Annotated in this window: 24 protein-coding genes; 7 read left to right on the top strand and 17 right to left on the bottom strand. The window is 69.6% G+C overall.

The features are described from left to right. Positions 1-82 precede the first annotated feature (82 nt). The 8 genes from NL112_RS12820 to NL112_RS12785 all read right to left on the bottom strand — a co-directional run bounded on the left by NL112_RS12820 (position 83) and on the right by NL112_RS12785 (position 5,210). Positions 83-841, bottom strand: a complete 759-nt coding sequence (locus NL112_RS12820; protein ID WP_255149235.1) for a GTP cyclohydrolase III — start codon at positions 839-841, stop codon at positions 83-85. A 56-nt stretch (positions 842-897) separates the two neighbouring features. Next, positions 898-1,545, bottom strand: a complete 648-nt coding sequence (locus NL112_RS12815; RefSeq protein WP_255149234.1) for a YIP1 family protein — start codon at positions 1,543-1,545, stop codon at positions 898-900. A gap of 46 nt (positions 1,546-1,591) precedes the next feature. Continuing rightward, entirely contained in the window at positions 1,592-1,732 is a 141-nt protein-coding gene (locus NL112_RS12810; RefSeq protein WP_255149233.1) for a hypothetical protein, read from the bottom strand. Between the two features lie 123 nt (positions 1,733-1,855). Further along, a complete protein-coding gene (locus NL112_RS12805) occupies positions 1,856-2,440 on the bottom strand; it encodes a thymidine kinase (protein ID WP_255149232.1) in 585 nt (194 codons plus the stop codon). A gap of 64 nt (positions 2,441-2,504) precedes the next feature. Further along, a complete protein-coding gene (locus tag NL112_RS12800; RefSeq protein WP_255149231.1) occupies positions 2,505-3,083 on the bottom strand; it encodes an NADPH-dependent FMN reductase in 579 nt (192 codons plus the stop codon). Positions 3,084-3,129: 46 nt separating this feature from the next. Beyond that, positions 3,130-3,312 (bottom strand): hypothetical protein, encoded by a 183-nt coding sequence (locus NL112_RS12795; RefSeq protein ID WP_255149230.1) that lies wholly within the window; start codon positions 3,310-3,312, stop codon positions 3,130-3,132. After that, entirely contained in the window at positions 3,309-4,211 is a 903-nt protein-coding gene (locus NL112_RS12790) for an HhH-GPD family protein (protein ID WP_255149229.1), read from the bottom strand. Before NL112_RS12790 ends, NL112_RS12795 begins: the two co-directional genes overlap by 4 nt. Positions 4,212-4,259: 48 nt before the next feature. Then, the gene (locus NL112_RS12785) at positions 4,260-5,210 is read right to left on the bottom strand and encodes a hypothetical protein (RefSeq protein WP_255149228.1); all 951 of its coding nucleotides are present in this window, start codon (positions 5,208-5,210) and stop codon (positions 4,260-4,262) included. 99 nt (positions 5,211-5,309) lie between these two features. On the opposite strand from NL112_RS12785, the gene NL112_RS12780 reads away from it, so the two are divergent. Further along, positions 5,310-5,483, top strand: coding sequence for a hypothetical protein (locus tag NL112_RS12780; protein WP_255149227.1), 174 nt, complete (start codon positions 5,310-5,312; stop codon positions 5,481-5,483). Between the two features lie 32 nt (positions 5,484-5,515). Then, positions 5,516-5,839, top strand: coding sequence for a ribbon-helix-helix protein (locus NL112_RS12775; RefSeq protein WP_255149226.1), 324 nt, complete (start codon positions 5,516-5,518; stop codon positions 5,837-5,839). 24 nt (positions 5,840-5,863) lie between these two features. On the opposite strand, the gene NL112_RS12770 is transcribed toward NL112_RS12775, so the two are convergent. Both NL112_RS12770 and NL112_RS12765 read right to left on the bottom strand, forming a co-directional pair. Continuing rightward, on the bottom strand, positions 5,864-7,201 hold the full coding sequence (locus tag NL112_RS12770; protein WP_255149225.1) for an aminotransferase class III-fold pyridoxal phosphate-dependent enzyme: 1,338 nt from the start codon (positions 7,199-7,201) through the stop codon (positions 5,864-5,866). 65 nt (positions 7,202-7,266) lie between these two features. Further along, a complete protein-coding gene (locus NL112_RS12765; protein ID WP_255149224.1) occupies positions 7,267-8,511 on the bottom strand; it encodes an MgtC/SapB family protein in 1,245 nt (414 codons plus the stop codon). Positions 8,512-8,615: 104 nt separating this feature from the next. On the opposite strand from NL112_RS12765, the gene NL112_RS12760 reads away from it, so the two are divergent. Together NL112_RS12760 and NL112_RS12755 are read left to right on the top strand one after the other, a co-directional pair. Beyond that, positions 8,616-8,801: a hypothetical protein gene (locus tag NL112_RS12760; RefSeq protein WP_255149223.1), complete on the top strand. Its 186-nt coding sequence runs from the start codon at positions 8,616-8,618 to the stop codon at positions 8,799-8,801. A 37-nt stretch (positions 8,802-8,838) separates the two neighbouring features. Further along, on the top strand, positions 8,839-9,999 hold the full coding sequence (locus NL112_RS12755) for an AI-2E family transporter (protein WP_255149222.1): 1,161 nt from the start codon (positions 8,839-8,841) through the stop codon (positions 9,997-9,999). Here the strand turns inward: NL112_RS12755 and NL112_RS12750 are convergent. Together NL112_RS12750 and NL112_RS12745 are read right to left on the bottom strand one after the other, a co-directional pair. Then, positions 9,996-10,229, bottom strand: coding sequence for a zinc ribbon domain-containing protein (locus tag NL112_RS12750; protein WP_255149221.1), 234 nt, complete (start codon positions 10,227-10,229; stop codon positions 9,996-9,998). The genes NL112_RS12755 and NL112_RS12750 overlap by 4 nt on opposite strands. Positions 10,230-10,239: 10 nt before the next feature. After that, a complete protein-coding gene (locus tag NL112_RS12745; protein WP_255149220.1) occupies positions 10,240-10,518 on the bottom strand; it encodes a PadR family transcriptional regulator in 279 nt (92 codons plus the stop codon). A gap of 219 nt (positions 10,519-10,737) precedes the next feature. Here NL112_RS12745 and NL112_RS12740 point away from each other — a divergent pair, with 219 nt between their 5' ends. After that, positions 10,738-11,007 carry an amphi-Trp domain-containing protein gene (locus NL112_RS12740; RefSeq protein WP_255149219.1) on the top strand — a complete coding sequence of 90 codons (270 nt, stop codon included), beginning with the start codon at positions 10,738-10,740 and terminating at the stop codon, positions 11,005-11,007. A gap of 284 nt (positions 11,008-11,291) precedes the next feature. Here NL112_RS12740 and NL112_RS12735 read toward each other — a convergent pair whose 3' ends face one another. From NL112_RS12735 to NL112_RS22905, 3 genes are read right to left on the bottom strand one after another with little or no spacing between them, the layout of a single operon-like run. Continuing rightward, entirely contained in the window at positions 11,292-11,438 is a 147-nt protein-coding gene (locus tag NL112_RS12735; protein WP_255149218.1) for a DUF8555 family protein, read from the bottom strand. Between the two features lie 49 nt (positions 11,439-11,487). Continuing rightward, a complete protein-coding gene (locus tag NL112_RS12730; protein ID WP_255149217.1) occupies positions 11,488-12,399 on the bottom strand; it encodes a DUF1028 domain-containing protein in 912 nt (303 codons plus the stop codon). Positions 12,400-12,430: 31 nt separating this feature from the next. Further along, positions 12,431-12,802: a DUF7528 family protein gene (locus tag NL112_RS22905; RefSeq protein WP_350356172.1), complete on the bottom strand. Its 372-nt coding sequence runs from the start codon at positions 12,800-12,802 to the stop codon at positions 12,431-12,433. On the opposite strand from NL112_RS22905, the gene NL112_RS12720 reads away from it, so the two are divergent. Beyond that, entirely contained in the window at positions 12,695-12,937 is a 243-nt protein-coding gene (locus NL112_RS12720; RefSeq protein ID WP_255149215.1) for a hypothetical protein, read from the top strand. The genes NL112_RS22905 and NL112_RS12720 overlap by 108 nt on opposite strands. 34 nt (positions 12,938-12,971) lie before the next feature. On the opposite strand, the gene NL112_RS12715 is transcribed toward NL112_RS12720, so the two are convergent. Continuing rightward, entirely contained in the window at positions 12,972-14,261 is a 1,290-nt protein-coding gene (locus NL112_RS12715) for an alpha/beta hydrolase (protein WP_255149214.1), read from the bottom strand. A 102-nt stretch (positions 14,262-14,363) separates the two neighbouring features. Here NL112_RS12715 and NL112_RS12710 point away from each other — a divergent pair, with 102 nt between their 5' ends. Further along, positions 14,364-15,080 carry a DUF7117 family protein gene (locus tag NL112_RS12710; RefSeq protein WP_255149213.1) on the top strand — a complete coding sequence of 239 codons (717 nt, stop codon included), beginning with the start codon at positions 14,364-14,366 and terminating at the stop codon, positions 15,078-15,080. Between the two features lie 2 nt (positions 15,081-15,082). On the opposite strand, the gene NL112_RS12705 is transcribed toward NL112_RS12710, so the two are convergent. Beyond that, positions 15,083-15,769, bottom strand: a complete 687-nt coding sequence (locus NL112_RS12705) for a helix-turn-helix domain-containing protein (RefSeq protein ID WP_255149212.1) — start codon at positions 15,767-15,769, stop codon at positions 15,083-15,085. Positions 15,770-15,802 lie beyond the last annotated feature (33 nt).

Genomic DNA, 15,802 nt, shown 5'->3' with positions numbered 1-15,802 from the left:
CGGGCGACGCTTACGCACCAGTGAACATAAAGCTGACTTACCGCGCGAAGCGGGTTTCACGTAAAAGCCGGAGTGTGCCGTCTCAGGCGAACTCCACGTCGGTCCCCTCGTACCGGCAGTCTTCCAGCGCGTGCTTGGCGGCCATCCCCGCGTCCTGTGCGGTGCGGGCCTGCCCAACCCCCACCTTCAGTTCCACGTCCACCTCCTCGCGGACGTGGGCGATGGCGTCGTGGTAGCCGTCGGCGTCCATCGCCGGACAGACCGCGATGATGTTGTCCCCGCCGACGAAGAACGACAGCGCGTCGTGGGCGCGGCGCATGTACCGCATCAGCGAGGCGTACCCCTGCTCGATGTGGATGAACGAGTCGAACGCGTTCAGCTCGTCGGTGTACTTGCCGGTGGCGTCGTTCACGTCGAAGTGGGCTATCTGTACGTCGTCGGCCGCGCGGTCGCTCTCCGCGAGCGGGTCGCCTTCGAGTATCTGGGTGCGGTCGGCGTCCTGTGCGGAGCCGGCTTCCTGCAGATAGTCGGTCGCGCGTCCCAGCGCCGCCGCCGGCGAGGGGTCGACCGCGACGCCGAGCGACAGCGTCACCGGGTAGCGGTTCGCCACCGACTCCTGGATGAGCGCGTGGGCCTCGCGGTCGAGGCCGTTGGTCACCGCGACCATGTTGTCGAACCGGGTGAAGAACACGTACCCCTCGCGGTTGCCGAACAGTTGCGAGAGGTCCGCGTACAGCCGCGACTGCAGCGTCTGCAGGTCCACCTCGCGGCGGGGTTCGGGCTCGACGGTCCACGGCCCGTAGTTGTCTATCTGGATGAGGGTAACCTGCGTGTTGGTCACGCTCGCGGCTTCGGGTCGCCCCGGTAATTGCGTTTCCATGTCGGCCGGCGCCGCCGTCAGCCGGGGACGACGTTCAGCCCGGTTGCCGTCTCGAACGCGAAGACGCCGCCGAAGAAGTAGCCGAACACGACGACCGCGGGGACGGCGGCGGCGGCGGCCGCCCGCGGGAGCGAGACGTCGTGGACGGTGGCGATGCCGACGACCAGTAGGGCCGTTCCCCACAGCGCCAGCAGGAGTCGCCACACGGCGACGACCGTCTCCATCCCCCCGACGCCTGCGAGCGCCGGGGAGACGCCCACGCCGGCGAGCACCATCGGCGCCGTCGCGTACGCGATGACCTGCACCGTCTCGGAGACGCCCGCGCGGTCGGGGACGAACAGCATCAACAGCACCACCTCGAGAGCCGCGACGAGATGAAGCGCCAGCGGCGCTATCAGGAACGCGGCGACCAGCAGGCCGAACGCCACGGAGGCGGCCTCGCTGGCGAAGAACTCGGGGCGCGTGGACGGCACGAACAGGAATCGCGAGGCGACGTACGCGACGGCGACCGCGACCGCGAACACGAGCCCCGGTGCCTGGTCGCCCGGAGCGATGCCGTTGTGGAAGAACCGCCGCGGTCGCACCAGCACCTCGACCCACGCGCGCACCAGTCCGCGGGGGCCACGGTCGCGGCCACCCGTCGGGTTCTCGACCCACGTCGTCACTACACGGGGTAGGGCATCGACCGCTTTCACGGTTGCGACAGCGGCGTCACTCCTCCAGCAACGGCTTCAGTTCGGTCACCGTCACGGCGTAGGTACAGCCGCAGTCACACTCCAGGCGGTCGTTGCCGCCGTCTATCTCGTGGGTCCGGCCGCAGTCACAGGCGATGGTTATCGAGTCGGCAGACATCGTGTCTCTCTGTCGGGCGTGGTGGCCCTCCACCGACGGTCCGTGCCTCGGTCACTAATACTCCCGACCGCGTTTTCCGTTCCTGAGAACTCGCCCCGAATAAAACGGTGGCCGCCGGACGCGTCAGTCCCGCCGGACGACGTGGCAACTGCGACACCGCGCCTCGTACGACTCCTCGGCGCCGACCATGATCGTCGGGTCGTCGTAGTGGGCCGGGTCGCCCTCGATGAGCCGCTGGTTCCGCGTCGCGGGCTCCCCACACTGCGAGCAGATGGCCTGGAACTTCTCGACGTACTCCGCGGTAGCCATCAGCTCCGGGATGGGACTGAACGGCTCGCCGCGGAACGTCTGGTCGGTGCCCGAGACGATGACACGCCGGCCCTCGTCGGCCAGGTCGCGGCAGACCTCGACCAGCGGCTCGGAGAAGAAGTTCGCCTCGTCGACGGCGACGACCTGCTCGCCGTTCAGGTCCGCGTGGATGTCCGGGGCGGGGTCCTCCGGGTCGACCACCCGTGCCTCGATGCGGCGGCCGGCGTGACTGCCGATGGTGGCTGTCCCGTACCGGTCGTCGATGGCCGGGGTGAACGCCGCGACGGACTGACCCGCGATTTCGGCACGACGGACGCGACGGAGCAGTTCCTCGGTCTTCCCCGAGAACATACAGCCGGTGACCACCTCGACCCACCCGCTGTTCGTGATGGCGTGCACGCCGGGTCGGGTACGGGCGCGGGATTAACGGTTGCGGTCAGCGGTCGCCGCCGGCGACCCCGACTCACTCGGCCCCGACGTTCGATGCCGCCTCGAACGTGCGCGGGTCCGGTTCGATGTTGGCGTACTCGACGCACCGGCGGCCGAGCGTCTCCACCCGGTCGCGGAGGTCGTCGTCGACCAGTTCGCCGCCCTCGAAGTGGGAGCCGACCCGGGGAAGCGCCGCCTGATGCGGGAGCACCCACGCGTTGAGCGCGCGCATCACCACCCGCAGGTGGTCGAGCGTCGCCGTCGGGAACGAGCCGCCCGCGACCGCGAGCAGGCCGACCGTCTTCTCCTCGAACTCGTCGAAGCCACAGTAGTCGAGCGCCGTCTTCAGCGGCGAGGCGTACGAGCCGTGGTAGACGGGCGTGCCCAGGACGACGGCGTCGGCGGCCCGGAGCCGCTCGCGGAGGTCGGCCGCGTCGCCCGCGTCGTCGTCGTCGCCGTCGTACACCGGGAGGTCGAGCGCCCGGAGGTCGACGAGGTCGGTCGTCACGTCCCGGTCCGCCTCCGCGGCGTCGAGCGCGACCCGGACCGACGCGCGGGTGTAGCTCTCGTCGCGGAGACTGCCGGCGATGGCGGCGACGTGTACGTCGCTCATACCGGACCGAGAGCCCGCCCCCGTATATGCTCCCCGCTGTGACGGCTCAGTTCGGGGGCCGGCTCCGCCGGTGCTCGATGAACAGGTTGCCCGCCGCGAACAGGACGCCGACCAGCGCCGCCAGCGGCAACAGCGCCGCCAGCGGCATCCCCTGTACGAGGCCGACGGCGAGGGTGCCAAGCGCCGCGGCGACGAACCCGATGAACGCCGGCCGGAGGTCGACCGTCATCGCGCCAACCGGGCGCGGTCGCCCTCGACGGCGACGAGGCCGTCGGATTCGAGGTCACCGAGCAGGTCGCGGAGCCACTCGCGGCCGTACTCGCCGTCCGGCGCGTAGTCGACGCGGACGCGGTGGCCCAGCGCGTCCAGGTCGAGTTCGCCGTGCTCGCGCAGGGCCGACAGGACCCGGCCGCGCATCTGCCGGCGCGACCCCTCGAACGCCGGCTGGGTCGGCACGTCCGGCGCGGTGAAATCGCCCGTCTCGTAGGCGTGACACCACGCCCGCCACGGGCAGTCCTGCTCGTCGCAGGCGGGCGTCTTCCCGCAGGCGACGCCGCCCAACTCCATGACGGCGTTGTTCCAGACGCGGGACTCACCGTCGGGCATCAACTCGCCGGCGAGACGCTCGAACTCGGCGTCGTCGTCGGGAGCGTCGAACGCGCGGTAGAGGACGCGCTTCACGTTCGTGTCGACGACGGCGTTCCCCTCGTTGAACGCGAAGGAGGCGACGGCGTTCGCGGTGTAGGGACCGACGCCCATCAGCTCCGAGAGCCCCTTCGGAGTGCGGGGGAACTCGCCGCCGTGTTCGTCGACGACCTGTCCGGCCGCCTCGTGGAGGTACGTCGCCCGGTTGTTGTAGCCGAGCGAGTGGTCGGTCCAGAACCCCACCACGTCGGCGCGGTCGGCGGCCGCGAGCGCCTCGACGGTCGGCCACCGGTCGAGGAACGCGTGCCACGCCGACTCCACGCGGTCGAGTTGCGTCTGCTGGCTCATCACCTCGCTCACGAGAATCGGGTACGGGTCGGTCGTCTCGCGCCACGGGTACGAGCGATGGTCGGCCTCGTACCACGAGACGAGCGCCTCGCGGACCGCATCGACGTCTTCGGGCAACTGCGCGGCCTCGCTCATTACCCGGTGTAGGGCGGTCCCGCGCTTAGTGGTGGCGTTCCCGCCGGCTCACTCCACCCACTGCATGACCGTCAACCGCGACCGCTCGCCGTCGACACGGACGTACCAGCCGTCCGCGGGGCCGGGGAGCCGCGCGTCCTCGGGCAACTGGTCGAGGAGTGCGTCGAGCCCATCGGGCGCGGGTTCGCAGGCCTCGTAGCCGGCCTCGCCGCCGGCCCGCTCGTACGCGTCGCGTGCCGCCTCCGACAGCGAGAGGTCGACGACGAACTCCTCGCCCGCCCACGCCCGCAACCCGGCGTCGTCGTCGGCCACCTGCTCGGCGGCGTACCGGTAGGTGTGCCGCTCCGTCGACGTCCGCTCGCCGGTCGAGACGCGGTACTCGCGGTCGTTCCAGCGCACCCAGACCGTATCGCGGGCGAGCAGTTCGGAGTCGTCGCCGCCCTCCGGGTACGGGACGGGACGCTCCCTGATGGTCAGCGACTCCGAGGGGTGGCGTTCCCCCTCCTCGCTTCCCTCCGGGGCGACGAGCAACTGCATCGCCTCGCGGTCGCTCTCCGGGAGGTCGGCGTACGCGATGACCGTCGCGTCGGCCGGAGCCTCCCGTCCGTACTCCCACGAGCAGTCGAACAGGTACGCGGGTACCTCGGTCGCGCTCGCGGCGGTGATGGAGAGCCAGTAGTACGTGTCCTCGTGGGCGACGACCCCCTCGTCGAGCGGCTCCTGGCCGTACGTCTCGTAGGTGGTCTCGCCGTCCGCGACGGCCGCGGCGACCACCTCGCGTTCGACCGCCCGGTCGAGCGTCGCGGGGAGGTCCTCGACCGGTGTGAACGGGTAGCGGTCGACGTAGTAGCCGGCGGTACAGTCGTCGGGTGTCCCGGTCCCGGGGTCGGTACCGTCGACGGGCGACCCCTCGGAAGCGGCGTCGTCCGACAGCACCGACGTACAGCCGCCGAGCCCCGCGGCCGCGGCGACGACGAACGCTCTGCGCGTGGAGGGCATACTCTCACCTGTGACGGTCCCCGATAAAGCTCTTGTAGTGGCACAAAGAGCCGCTGTATCTCCCAAAGGCCCTTGCCCGTGCGGACCGACTCGGCGACCGTGCACCCCCGCTCGCTGGCGCTTCTCGGGGCCAGCCTCCTCGTCCCGGCGCTCGCCGTCCTGTTCGGGGCGCTGTGGCTCCCAGTGGGTCTGCTGTGTCTGGTCGTCGGCACGGCGCTATGGGCCGTCAAACGCTACTACGTCGACCCTCGGACGACGCCCGGGGAGCCGTAAGCCGTATCCGCCCCGCTCCCCCACCGGCGGATATGAGTCTCGACCACCTCACGACGGACGTGGAGGACGCGTACGCCGACCTCGGCGAGGACCTGGACGTGTCGCTGGACCGCGAGACGCGCAACGAACTGGCGATGCTCGTCTCCGCGTACGACCCCGACGACGCGGACGAACTCGTCCGGCGTGCGGTCCACGAACTGTTCCAGCGGGCCGTCGAGACGGGCAACCTCGACTTCCACCTCCGCTCGTCGTACGACTGCACCTACGACGAGTATCTCTCGGGGATGACGTTCGAGGAGATGACCGGCCAGGACCAGTACCCCGACATCGAGGACGACCGGCGCTACCAGTTCTGAGCCGTCAAAGCGGCGTAAGAGCCCTCAGGCGACGCTTTCGACGGCCTCGGCCAGCAGGTCACAGCCCAGCCGTATCTCCCGTTCGGTCACGTCCAGCGGCGGAAGCAGGCGGAGCGTCTCGTGGCCACAGCCCAGCGTGAGCAGGCCGCGCTGGAAGGCGGCGTCCATGACCGCGTTTCGCCGCTCCTTGCTGTCGAACTCGACGGCCAGCATCAGCCCCTGGCCCCGTACGTCCACGGCGTTCGGGAGGTCGGCGTCGCGGAGCAGTTCCTGTGCCTGCCGTCCGCGTGCGGTGGCGTTGTCCAGCAGGTCCAACTCGTGGATGGCGTCGATGGTGAGCGCACCCTGCATCGACGCGACGAGGTCGCCCGCGCCCCACGTCGAGGAGAGCCGCGACTCCTCGGCGGGAAACACCTCCTCGCTCGCGATGGTCGCGCCGACGCGGGCACCCTTCGCGGCCGCGATGACGTCCGGGTCGAGCGCGGAGTGGTCCGACGCCCAGAACTCGCCGGTGCGGCCCATCCCCGACTGTATCTCGTCGGCTATCAACAGGAGGTCGTGCTGGTCGCAGACCGCCTGCAGTTCGTCGGTGAACGCGTCGCTGGGGAACCGGTAGCCGCCCTCCCCCTGGACGGGTTCGACGACGACGAACGCCACCTCGTCGCCGTTGACCCACCCCCGCTGGGGGTCGAGCATCCGCCGGAGCTGTGAGACGCCGTCCGCGAAGAAGCCACACGAGCAGGTGTCGGGGTCACAGGTCCGGTCGTCGCAGTAGGGGACGTCGTGGACCGACGGTATCTCCGGGAACTCGCGTCGGTATATCTCCTTCGAGCGGTTGAGCGACAGCGCCCCGAGTGTCCGCCCGTGGAACGCGCCGTGGAACGTGACGCCGTACTTCCCGCCGGTGTCGTCGTAGCAGATTTTCAGGGCGTTCTCGACGGCCTCCGCGCCGGAGTTCGAGAGGAACACGGTGTCCATGCCGTACTGGCTCGACACCTCGGTCAGCCGGTCCATCAGCTCCGCGGGACCGGGAAACTCCGGGTCCGCGGGGTCGCCGGCGGTCGTGTAGAAATCCTGGCCGGCGATCTTCAGCGGGTCGACCAGGTCGAACGCCTCCATCCGCTCCAGCAGATAGGGGTGGTTGTAGCCGAGCGGCGCGGCGCCGACGTGGCTGGTGAAGTCCATGAGGACGTTGCCGTCCGCATCCGTGCAGAACGGCCCCGTCGCGTCCTCGAGGACGTCCCAGACGAACTCGTAGACGTAGGTGCTCGGTGCCGCGAACTCGCCGTGGTACTCGACCCGTTCGGCCGCCTTCGGTCCGGGGAGGCTCCGGACCGTCGGCTCGGCCGTGTCTCGGTCCATGAACCGGCGTAGGGAAAGCCATTAGTTAAGAACACCGATGGTAACGGCAACACTTACATCGCGCGTCACAGCGCCAGAAGCGCCGTCGCGCCCGCCGCCGCCAGCAGCGCGAGGCTGTAGCCGGCGACGCGAGTGGTGAACTCCCGGTTGGGGGCGACGGTCGTCAGCCCGGCCTTCACCCCGATGCTGGTGGCCGTCCCGAGCAGGATGGCGATGGCGGCCACCTCGCCGGTGACCGCGCCGTCGCGGTACAGCAACACGACCGAGGTGGTCGCACCCGCGGAGGAGACGAGCCCCGCGAGGGCGGCGGTGACGTACAGTCCGAGGGTGCCGAACTGTCCCTGGGCGACCCCCCCGACGGCGACGATGACCAGAAACACCGCGCCGAACCCCAGCGCGTAGCGCATCCGGAACGGCGTGTCGAGGTCGAACTCCACCTGCTCGTCCCAGTCGGCCGCGACGAAGGCGACGACGGCGCTCCCGACGACGACCGTCCCGAGCGGCAGTATCACCTGCGTCAGCAGGCCCGCCCCGAGCGTAAAGGCGAGCGCGATGGCGAGGTTGCGGGCCGCCATCGCGGCGTTGGCAAGCAGGACCGCCGCCACCGCGTAGGAGGCCGCTTCCGGCCGCTGGCGGACGTGGTCGAGCATCGTCCCGACGACCGCCGTCGAGGACGCCAGGCCGCCGAAGAATCCAGTGACAGCGACGCCACGACCCCCGTACGACTTCACGATGGCGTAGTTGACGATGCCGATGCCCGCGACGGTGACGACCATCAGCCAGACGACCCGTGGCTCGACCGAGAGGCGTATCTGGCCGACGTTCACCGCGACCGACTCGGCGGGCAACACCGGGAACACGACGAACGCGAGGATGGCGAACTCGCTGGCCGACCGTACCTCCTCCCGGGAGAGTTCGTGTGCGACGGAGTGGAGTTCCCGCTTCAACACGAGCAACAGCGAGGAGACGACGGCGACGGCCACCCCCTCGACGAGGAGGCCGCTCCCGACGAGCGCGCCGACGCCGTACGCCACCAGCATCGACGCGCCGGTCGTCAGCGACAGCCCTGCGCCCTCGTCGAGTAGACCACGCGCGGCCAACAGCGCTCCCTGGACGACGACGAGGACGCCGCCGACGACGAGCAGGGGTTCGCTGTCGACCACGACGAACACCGCACCCAGCAGGCTGACCAGCGAGAGAGTTCGGATGCCCGCCGCCTTGTCCGACCACTCCCGCTCCAGCCCCAGAAACAGGCCGAGTGCGGCGGCCAACACCAGCCGAACGACCTGGGCGTCGAGGACACTGCTCACCCCACCGCCTACAGGGCACAGCCGGATAATACTTCGTTCCTCGTTTTCTCTCACCGTGAAGTGTCTGCAAGATACTTATGTGGCTCGTCCCCGTGGCCCACGCCATGAGCGAGGCTCCGGAACGGGCGATTCGACCGGCGGCGTCGGACGAGCACGTCGTGCTCTCGGAGCGACAGCTGTTCGAACTCGCCGGGGGCGATGCAGTCACCGTCGAACTGGACGGCCCGACGGGGCCGGCGGAGCTCACCCTGACCGTCGAACCTGCCGCCGGGAGAGCGACTCCGGAGTGAAGCGGAGATTTATACCGGGTCGCGCGGACCTTCGAGTATGCTGACGAGCGACGTGGACCGGGGACGGGCGACCTGGTGGGTCATCGGTGCGGTGCTGGGAGCGGCACTGCTGTTCGTCGCCTACTCGTTCGTCGGGACGCTCGTGCTCGCGGCGTTCGTCTACTACGCGACCCGGCCGGTGTACACCCGGCTCAAGCGCCGAGTCCGCCCCCCGTCGCTCGCCGCCGCCGCCTCGTTGCTCACCGTCGCGCTCCCGATTCTCGCGCTCGTCGCGTACGCCATCGCAATCGGCCTCCAGGAGTTCAACAAGGTGACGAATCGGGTCGACCTCGGCAGTTACGAGGCCGCACTGGCCCCGTACGTCGACGTGTCGACGGTCGTTGACGACCCGAGTTCGTTGCTCGACGACCCGAACGTGGTCGACACGCTCGGCACCGTCGGGTCGGACGCGCTGACGTACGCGGGCTTCATCGGCAACGGCCTGTTGCACGCGTTCGTCGTGTTCGCCATCGCGTTCTACCTGCTCCGGGACGGCCCGCGGCTCGCCCGCTGGCTCCAGAGCCGGTTCGCCGACGACCGGGGCGTGTTCGTCGCGTACGCACGGGCGGTCGACCGCGACCTCTACAAGGTGTTCTCGGGCAACATCCTCAATGCGGTGTTCACGGGCGCCATCGGTGCCATCGTCTACTCGGTGCTGAACTTCTTCGCACCGGCCGGTTCGGCCATCCCGTACCCCGCCCTGGTCGGCCTGCTGGCGGGGGCGGCGTCGCTCATCCCCGTGGTCGGGATGAAACTCGTGTACGTGCCGGTCGCCGCCTACCTGTTCGGCACCGAGTATCTCGCCGCCGACCCCGTCTACTGGTTCCCCGTGGCGTTCGTCGCCCTCTCGTTCGTCATCGTGGACACCATCCCCGACCTGATACTGCGGCCGTACGTGTCGGGCCGGAACCTCCACGTCGGGCTGGTGATGTTCGCGTACATCTTCGGTCCCCTCCTGTTCGGCTGGTACGGCATCTTCCTCGGACCGATGATGCTTGTGGTCGTCGTCCACTTCGCCCGACTCGTCCTGCCGGAACTGGTCGGCGGGGCCGACATCAGACCGTTCGCCGTCGACCCCGGAACGCTGACGGAGCTACCGATGGAGCAGTCGGAGCCCGTCGACGCGCCCGCGGCCGAGGAGGCGCCCGCCGAAGATTAATCGAGTTCGGTGCCGTCACGAGGGCAGTAGTTGACCGACTCGTCGGTCGGCTCGAATCCACAGGCCGGACAGCGTCGCACCGACTCGTCGCCGCGGTCCCACAACAGGGGCACGAACGGGACGAACAGGAACACCAGAACGGAGTCGGTGAGCAGATACAGCGCGACGCTGACGGCGAGACTGGCGAGCAGTCCCGCCGACGCGACGGCCCACCGCGGAACCCCGCTCATGGGCCGGTCGCTACTCCAGGTCGACGTACTGGTTCTCCCACTCGCGGCGCGCCTCTATCTCCCGGCGCCCGCGGCGGGTCAGCGTGTAGTAGTTGGTCCGCCGGTCGCGCTCGCCTTTGTCAACGAGCCCCTTGTCAACGAGCGTGTCGAGGTTGGGGTAGAGGCGTCCATGATGGATCTCCTTCTCGTAGTAGTCCTCAAGTTCCTCCTTGATGGCGAGACCGTGCGGCTCGTCACGCCCGGCGATGACGTACATCAGGTCGCGCTGGAACCCGGTGAGATCGTACATCCTTGTCTAAACTATCCATTTCCGACCGAATAAATATATCGACCCTGTTACATCCACGGACGGTGGGTCGTCGATCTTCGACCGAAACCACTGGAGTGCAGTCGTTCAGGCCGGGAATCTCGTGACATACCCCATCGTCAACGACCGGTCACTCCAAAGGTCCTATCACGCACGTGTCGTGACCGACAACGGTTTGCCCTCGTGCGGTGTAGCTCCCGTATGGAAGAGATACTGTTCGAATCCGAGCGCCGACTTCCCCGAACCGAAATCGCCAGCCTGCTCCGCACGGTAGCGGACAACCTCGACGCCGGCGAGGCAATCTCGCTGTCCGCGGGCGAGAGTAGCTACTCGGTCGAGGTGCCCGAGAATCCGGAGTTCGAGGTGAAGGTGGAACGCGAGACCGGCAGTTCGGGGTCGGAACTGTCCATCGAGTTCGAGATGGAGTGGGACGAAAACGGCGGCGACGGCGGCGCTCTCGACATAGAGTAGTCACGCCCGACGCCGATTTTTCCCGGTTCGGTCAACGTGTATCGATGGAGCCGTGGCTACTGCGTGTATCTCATGGACGCCACGGAGCCGTCGCTGTGTCACGTAGCAACGAGAGGAAAGCGACCCGGCCGGCGAAAATCCGGCCGGGCGCTTGCCGCCCTGAATTGGTCCCCGCTGACGCTTCGGCCCTCCAAAGCGAAGCGTCACCTGAGCCAAGGAGGTGGTTTCACTTAAAGATACCGCCCGCGGAACCGCCCGACAGGGAACCGCTCGTCCGACCCGGTCTAGATGTACTCTTCCTCCAGCACCCACCCCAGCGCGCGCTTGTAGTAGGTGAACATCTCTCTGACCCCCTGATGGTTCATCTCCTCGTGTTCGAGTTGCTCCTTGAGGAACTCGTACTGCTCGCGTATCTCCGCTTCGTCACGCATACCCGCGCTTCGGCCGCGAGGTCCCTAAAACCCCGGCGAGGCGGCGAGGCTACCGACGCTCCAGCCGCGAGAGCCCGTGCCAGATGGCGTCGACCAGTCGCTGTTCCCCGGTGGCCTCGGTGTCGTCCCAGCCGCGCGCGAGCGCGTCCTCCAGCATGTCGAGCGAGTGGTTCTCGAAGTTGTTCATCCCCCGGAACGCCTCCAGCGCCTCGCGGGCCTCCTCGTCGAACTCGCCAGAGGGCGACCCCTCGTAGAACCCCAGGTCCGCCAACACCGCCTCGACGGCCTCGGCCGTCTCCCCCGACAGCTCCCGGGTCTCCTCCGGCGGGACGCGCTCCAACAGCGTCACGTCGTACAGTTTGAACACCCGCTCCAGTTCGTCGATGGGCGCGTCGTGGTCGTCGACGCGCACGTCGACCCAGCGGTCGTTGCCGCCGTCGTAGCCGCCCTCGGGCTTGGCGACGTACAGCGCCGCGGACTGCTCGCCCCGGGAGTCGCCGCCGGCTTCGTTGCCCGCGTGCAACGCCGCTATCAGCCGCTCGGGGAGCCCTCCGTCGGTGTCCTCGAACGTGTCGGCCATCGCCGTGAGCGTCGCCTCGTTCTCGAGGATGTTCCCCTGGACGGTGTAGTTCTCGCCCTGGACGTCGCCGGCCACATCGAAGCAGTCGTCGCCCGTGAACGCGGCGACACTCCCGTCCCGGCCGACGACGCCCACCTGCCGGGAGTCCGCCTCCGCGTCGCGGGCGGTGAGCGTGTTCACGACCGCCTCCGCGTCGTGGCCTCGGCGCAGGAGGTCCAGCCCCTCGGGGCCGTACTCGACGTTGGCGAACGACTGGGTGGCGACCGCGCCCGCGTCGGCCGACACGAACGGGACGACGCTGCCGACGCTGACGAACTTCGACTGGACGGCGACGCCGACGGCCCGCGTCTCCGGGTCGCGGGCGACGATGGAGAACGTCATGCCCGGAGCGTGGGCCGCCGCCGGCTAAAAGCTACAGTTTGCGGACGGTCAGCGGCTGGCGGCTGGCGAGTTCGCAGTCGAACGCCGGATGCTCGACGACGTGCCGGAGCACCATGTGGCGCCGCCCGCCGGTCAGCCCCGTCCGGCCCAGCGCCTCGGCGGTGAACTCGTCGGGCAGTCGCTCGTACAGTCGCTCCAGCCGGTCGAACGAGTCGAACACCTTGCGGTGGCCGGAACTGTCCGCGCCGCGGCGCGCGACGACGTAACTGCCGTCCTCGCGGTGGGTGCCGCTGGTGTGGACGAACGTCTCCTCTCTCGTCAGCGCGTCGCCGAGCGCGTCCCGCAGGTGGGCGGCCTCCTCGCGCTCGAGAACGTACGACTCGTGGCCGACGTGCAGTACCAGGTCCCCGGACTCGACGGTGACGGAGCTATCGGGGGAGAATTTCTCGACCAGTCGCCTCGCGGCGACTTACTCTATCCTCGTGAGAGGGTGCGGATGACGACATCGCATCCGATCGTTGCCGCGACAGGGGCATAAACCCTGCCGGTCGTGCAGGATCGACTGCCGAACCTCAGTCGTTGCCCGTCGCGCGTATCCAGTCGACGAGGTCCGCGACGACGTGCGGTTCGACGTTCCCACCGAAGTACAGCGCGTCCATCGTGGTCGGCGTCGGCCCCGCCTGGAAGTAGTGGTCGACCGTCTCGTAGAAGACGACCCGGCCCCCCGCCGGGAGGTCGACATCGCGCCACGCCTCGACGTTCTCCTCGAGGAACGCGACAAGTTCCGGCTGACGGGCCTCGTCGGCCCGGCCGGTCTTGGCGACGAACGCGGGCGCGTCGAGCCCCGCGGCGGTCTCCGCGGGCTCACAGTCGTGCATGCTCCGGTGCCAGATACCCGGTTTGCCCATGAGCGTCTCGCTGTCCTCGAACTCCTCACTGGCGATGCGCCGGAACGTCTCGCGGCGCTGTTCGAGCTGTTCTGCCTGCTCGTCGGTCAGGTCGCCGTCGGGGTCGAAACTGTACCGCATGAACGCGACGTCGTCCGGTTCGACCATCGGGTCTGCCGGCGCGTCGAGCAGGAGGACGCCCGCGAGTCCGCCGTGGCGCTCGGCGATGCGGGGCGCGGCCATCCCGCCCTGGCTGTGGCCGGCGACGAACAGGCGGTCGGCGTCGACGGCCGCCACGTCGGCGAGTTCCTCGACGGCGGCCACGGCGTCGTCAGTGACGACCGTATCGAGGGTGTACGACTCGTCGGGCACCTCGTGGTCGTGCAGGCGCTTGGCGTACCGGAGCGTGGCGATTTCCTCGGTGGCGAACCCCCACGCGAGGTCCTTCAGTATCTTCGAGGTGCCCGCCGTCCCGTCGGGGTCGTGGAGTCCCGCGCCGTGGACGAGCACGACGCCCGGGAACGGCCCGTCGCCGTCGGGCATCGCCAGCCGGCCGTCGAGAGCCACGTCGCCGGCATCGACCGACAGGTCGCGCTCGGTGATGGCGTCCCGGTCCACGTAGTCGGGCGTCTCGTACGAGGGGTTGAACGCGACGCCGGCGACGCCGTCGTCGTCCAGTTCGAGCGTCGCGGTCTCCGTGGCACCGCCGAACGCGAACGTCGCGGTCGCCTCCGCGCCGTCGACGCTCACCTCCACGTCCTCGGGAGGCCCGTACTGGCCGTACAGCCCCCACCAGTACCCTTCGATGGCGGCCTCGGCGTCGAACGGCGGGTCCCGGAACGCCTCGGGGTACGCGTCGACGACCCGCTCGCGGCCGGCCTCCGAGAGCAGGTCGGCCGCCTCGGTGGCGGTAGCGGCTTCGCTCGCGGCGAACCTGCGCGCGAACTCGCGTGCCGTCTCGGGGTCGCGGCTCATGGCCGTGCGTTCCCGCCCGCCGGCAAAAGGATTGAGGTCCGGGAAAGGGTCGCCCGCCCGGGAGCCGCGGGAGTTAACCACCGAGCGCGCCAACCGGCGGCCATGAAGGTCCGCGGGACCCGCGAGTGCCAGTCGTGCGGCCAGCGGTGGTCGTACTACGAGACGGGGAGCGTCGAGTGCCCGAACTGCGGGAGCATGCGGAGCGTCGGCGTCGAGGAGGAGCGGCGCCTCCACACGGCGTCGCCCGCCAGCCTCGACCTCTCTGCGGCCCGCAACGCGCTCGACGAGGGGGAGAGCCTCCGCCGGGTCGCCGAACGGGCCGCCGAGGAGACGCGTCCGTTCACCCGCCAGCACGGCTTCGTCGACGGCGGCGACCTCCGACCGCTCGACGACACCTACCTCGCGGCGACGGAACTGCTTGCGGTCGCCGACGCCGTCGGCCGCGCGACCCGCGTCACCGACGACGAGGAGGTGTACTTCCTGTCGCTGTTGCGCGGCGCCGACCACGGCGAGCGACCGGCCGTCGCGGAGGTGCCGAAGTCGTTGCGCGACTCGCGGGGGCTGGCGTACGCCGACGCCGTCGACGCCTACCGGAGCGACCTGCGGGCGTATCTCGACGAGCACCCGGACCCGCTTGCCGCCGAGCCGCTGGCGACGCTCCGCGACCACGTCAGGCGCGTGCAGGCGCTCGACGGCGACGTGCCGGTCTCGGAGTCCGAGCAACTGGTGACGGCGGCCCGCGACCTCGGCGAGTATCTCGTCGCCGACGACGAAGGGGCGCTCGCGGACGCCCGCGACCGCCTGGACCGGCTGGGCTGAGGTCACTCGGGGAGCGGCGGCCACGTCGTCGCCACCGTCTCCTCGACGAGGTGGGTCTGCGCCCGGCGCAGACGCTCGGAGAGCGCGGACGCCGACACCTCCAGTTCCGCCGCGACGGCCTCCAGCGACGCCTGCCGCGGCACCTCGAAGTGGCCCATCTCGTAGGCGGTCCGGAGCGCCTCGCGCTGGCGGTCGGTCAGCCCGTCGCCCGGCGGTTCGGGCTCGCCGTCGCGCGTGAGCCGGTGGAGGCGGAACCCCGCGTTCCGTTGCCAGAACGTCCGGAACTCGTGGAACGTCGCGCGGTCGGCGAACCAGCCGGTCTGCGTCCAGCCGTCGGCGCGCACCTCGATGCGCTCGATGATGGCGTCGGCGCCGGCCAGCGCCTCCAGCCCCGACAGGTCGTCGAGGTGGTCGCCCAGTTGCTCGTCGAGGCTGAGCGCGGGCGTCGCCTTGTACCGGCGGACCTCCCCGGCCTCCCCGACCAGCGTCCAGCCGTCGACGTCGCGCGTCTCCGACAGGGCCGCCTCCACCGTCGGCGGGTCGCCGTCGGTGACGGTGGCGACGAACATCGGTCGCTCGCCGTGGTTGAACTGCAGGTCGAGCCGTATCGACGCCGACTGGGCGGCCGCCGCCACGTCGGTCAGCGGCAGCGCCGCACAGTCGACATCGTACTCCGCGACGAGACCCATGCGCGTGGCTGTGCCGGCGGAGGGAAATGTCGG

Origin of the sequence: Halorarius halobius (assembly GCF_024298865.1) — an archaeon.
Taxonomy (GTDB): domain Archaea; phylum Halobacteriota; class Halobacteria; order Halobacteriales; family Haloarculaceae; genus Halorarius; species Halorarius halobius.
The sequence above is the reverse complement of the archived record's forward strand: the minus strand, read 5'-3'. Positions and strand labels throughout refer to the sequence as shown.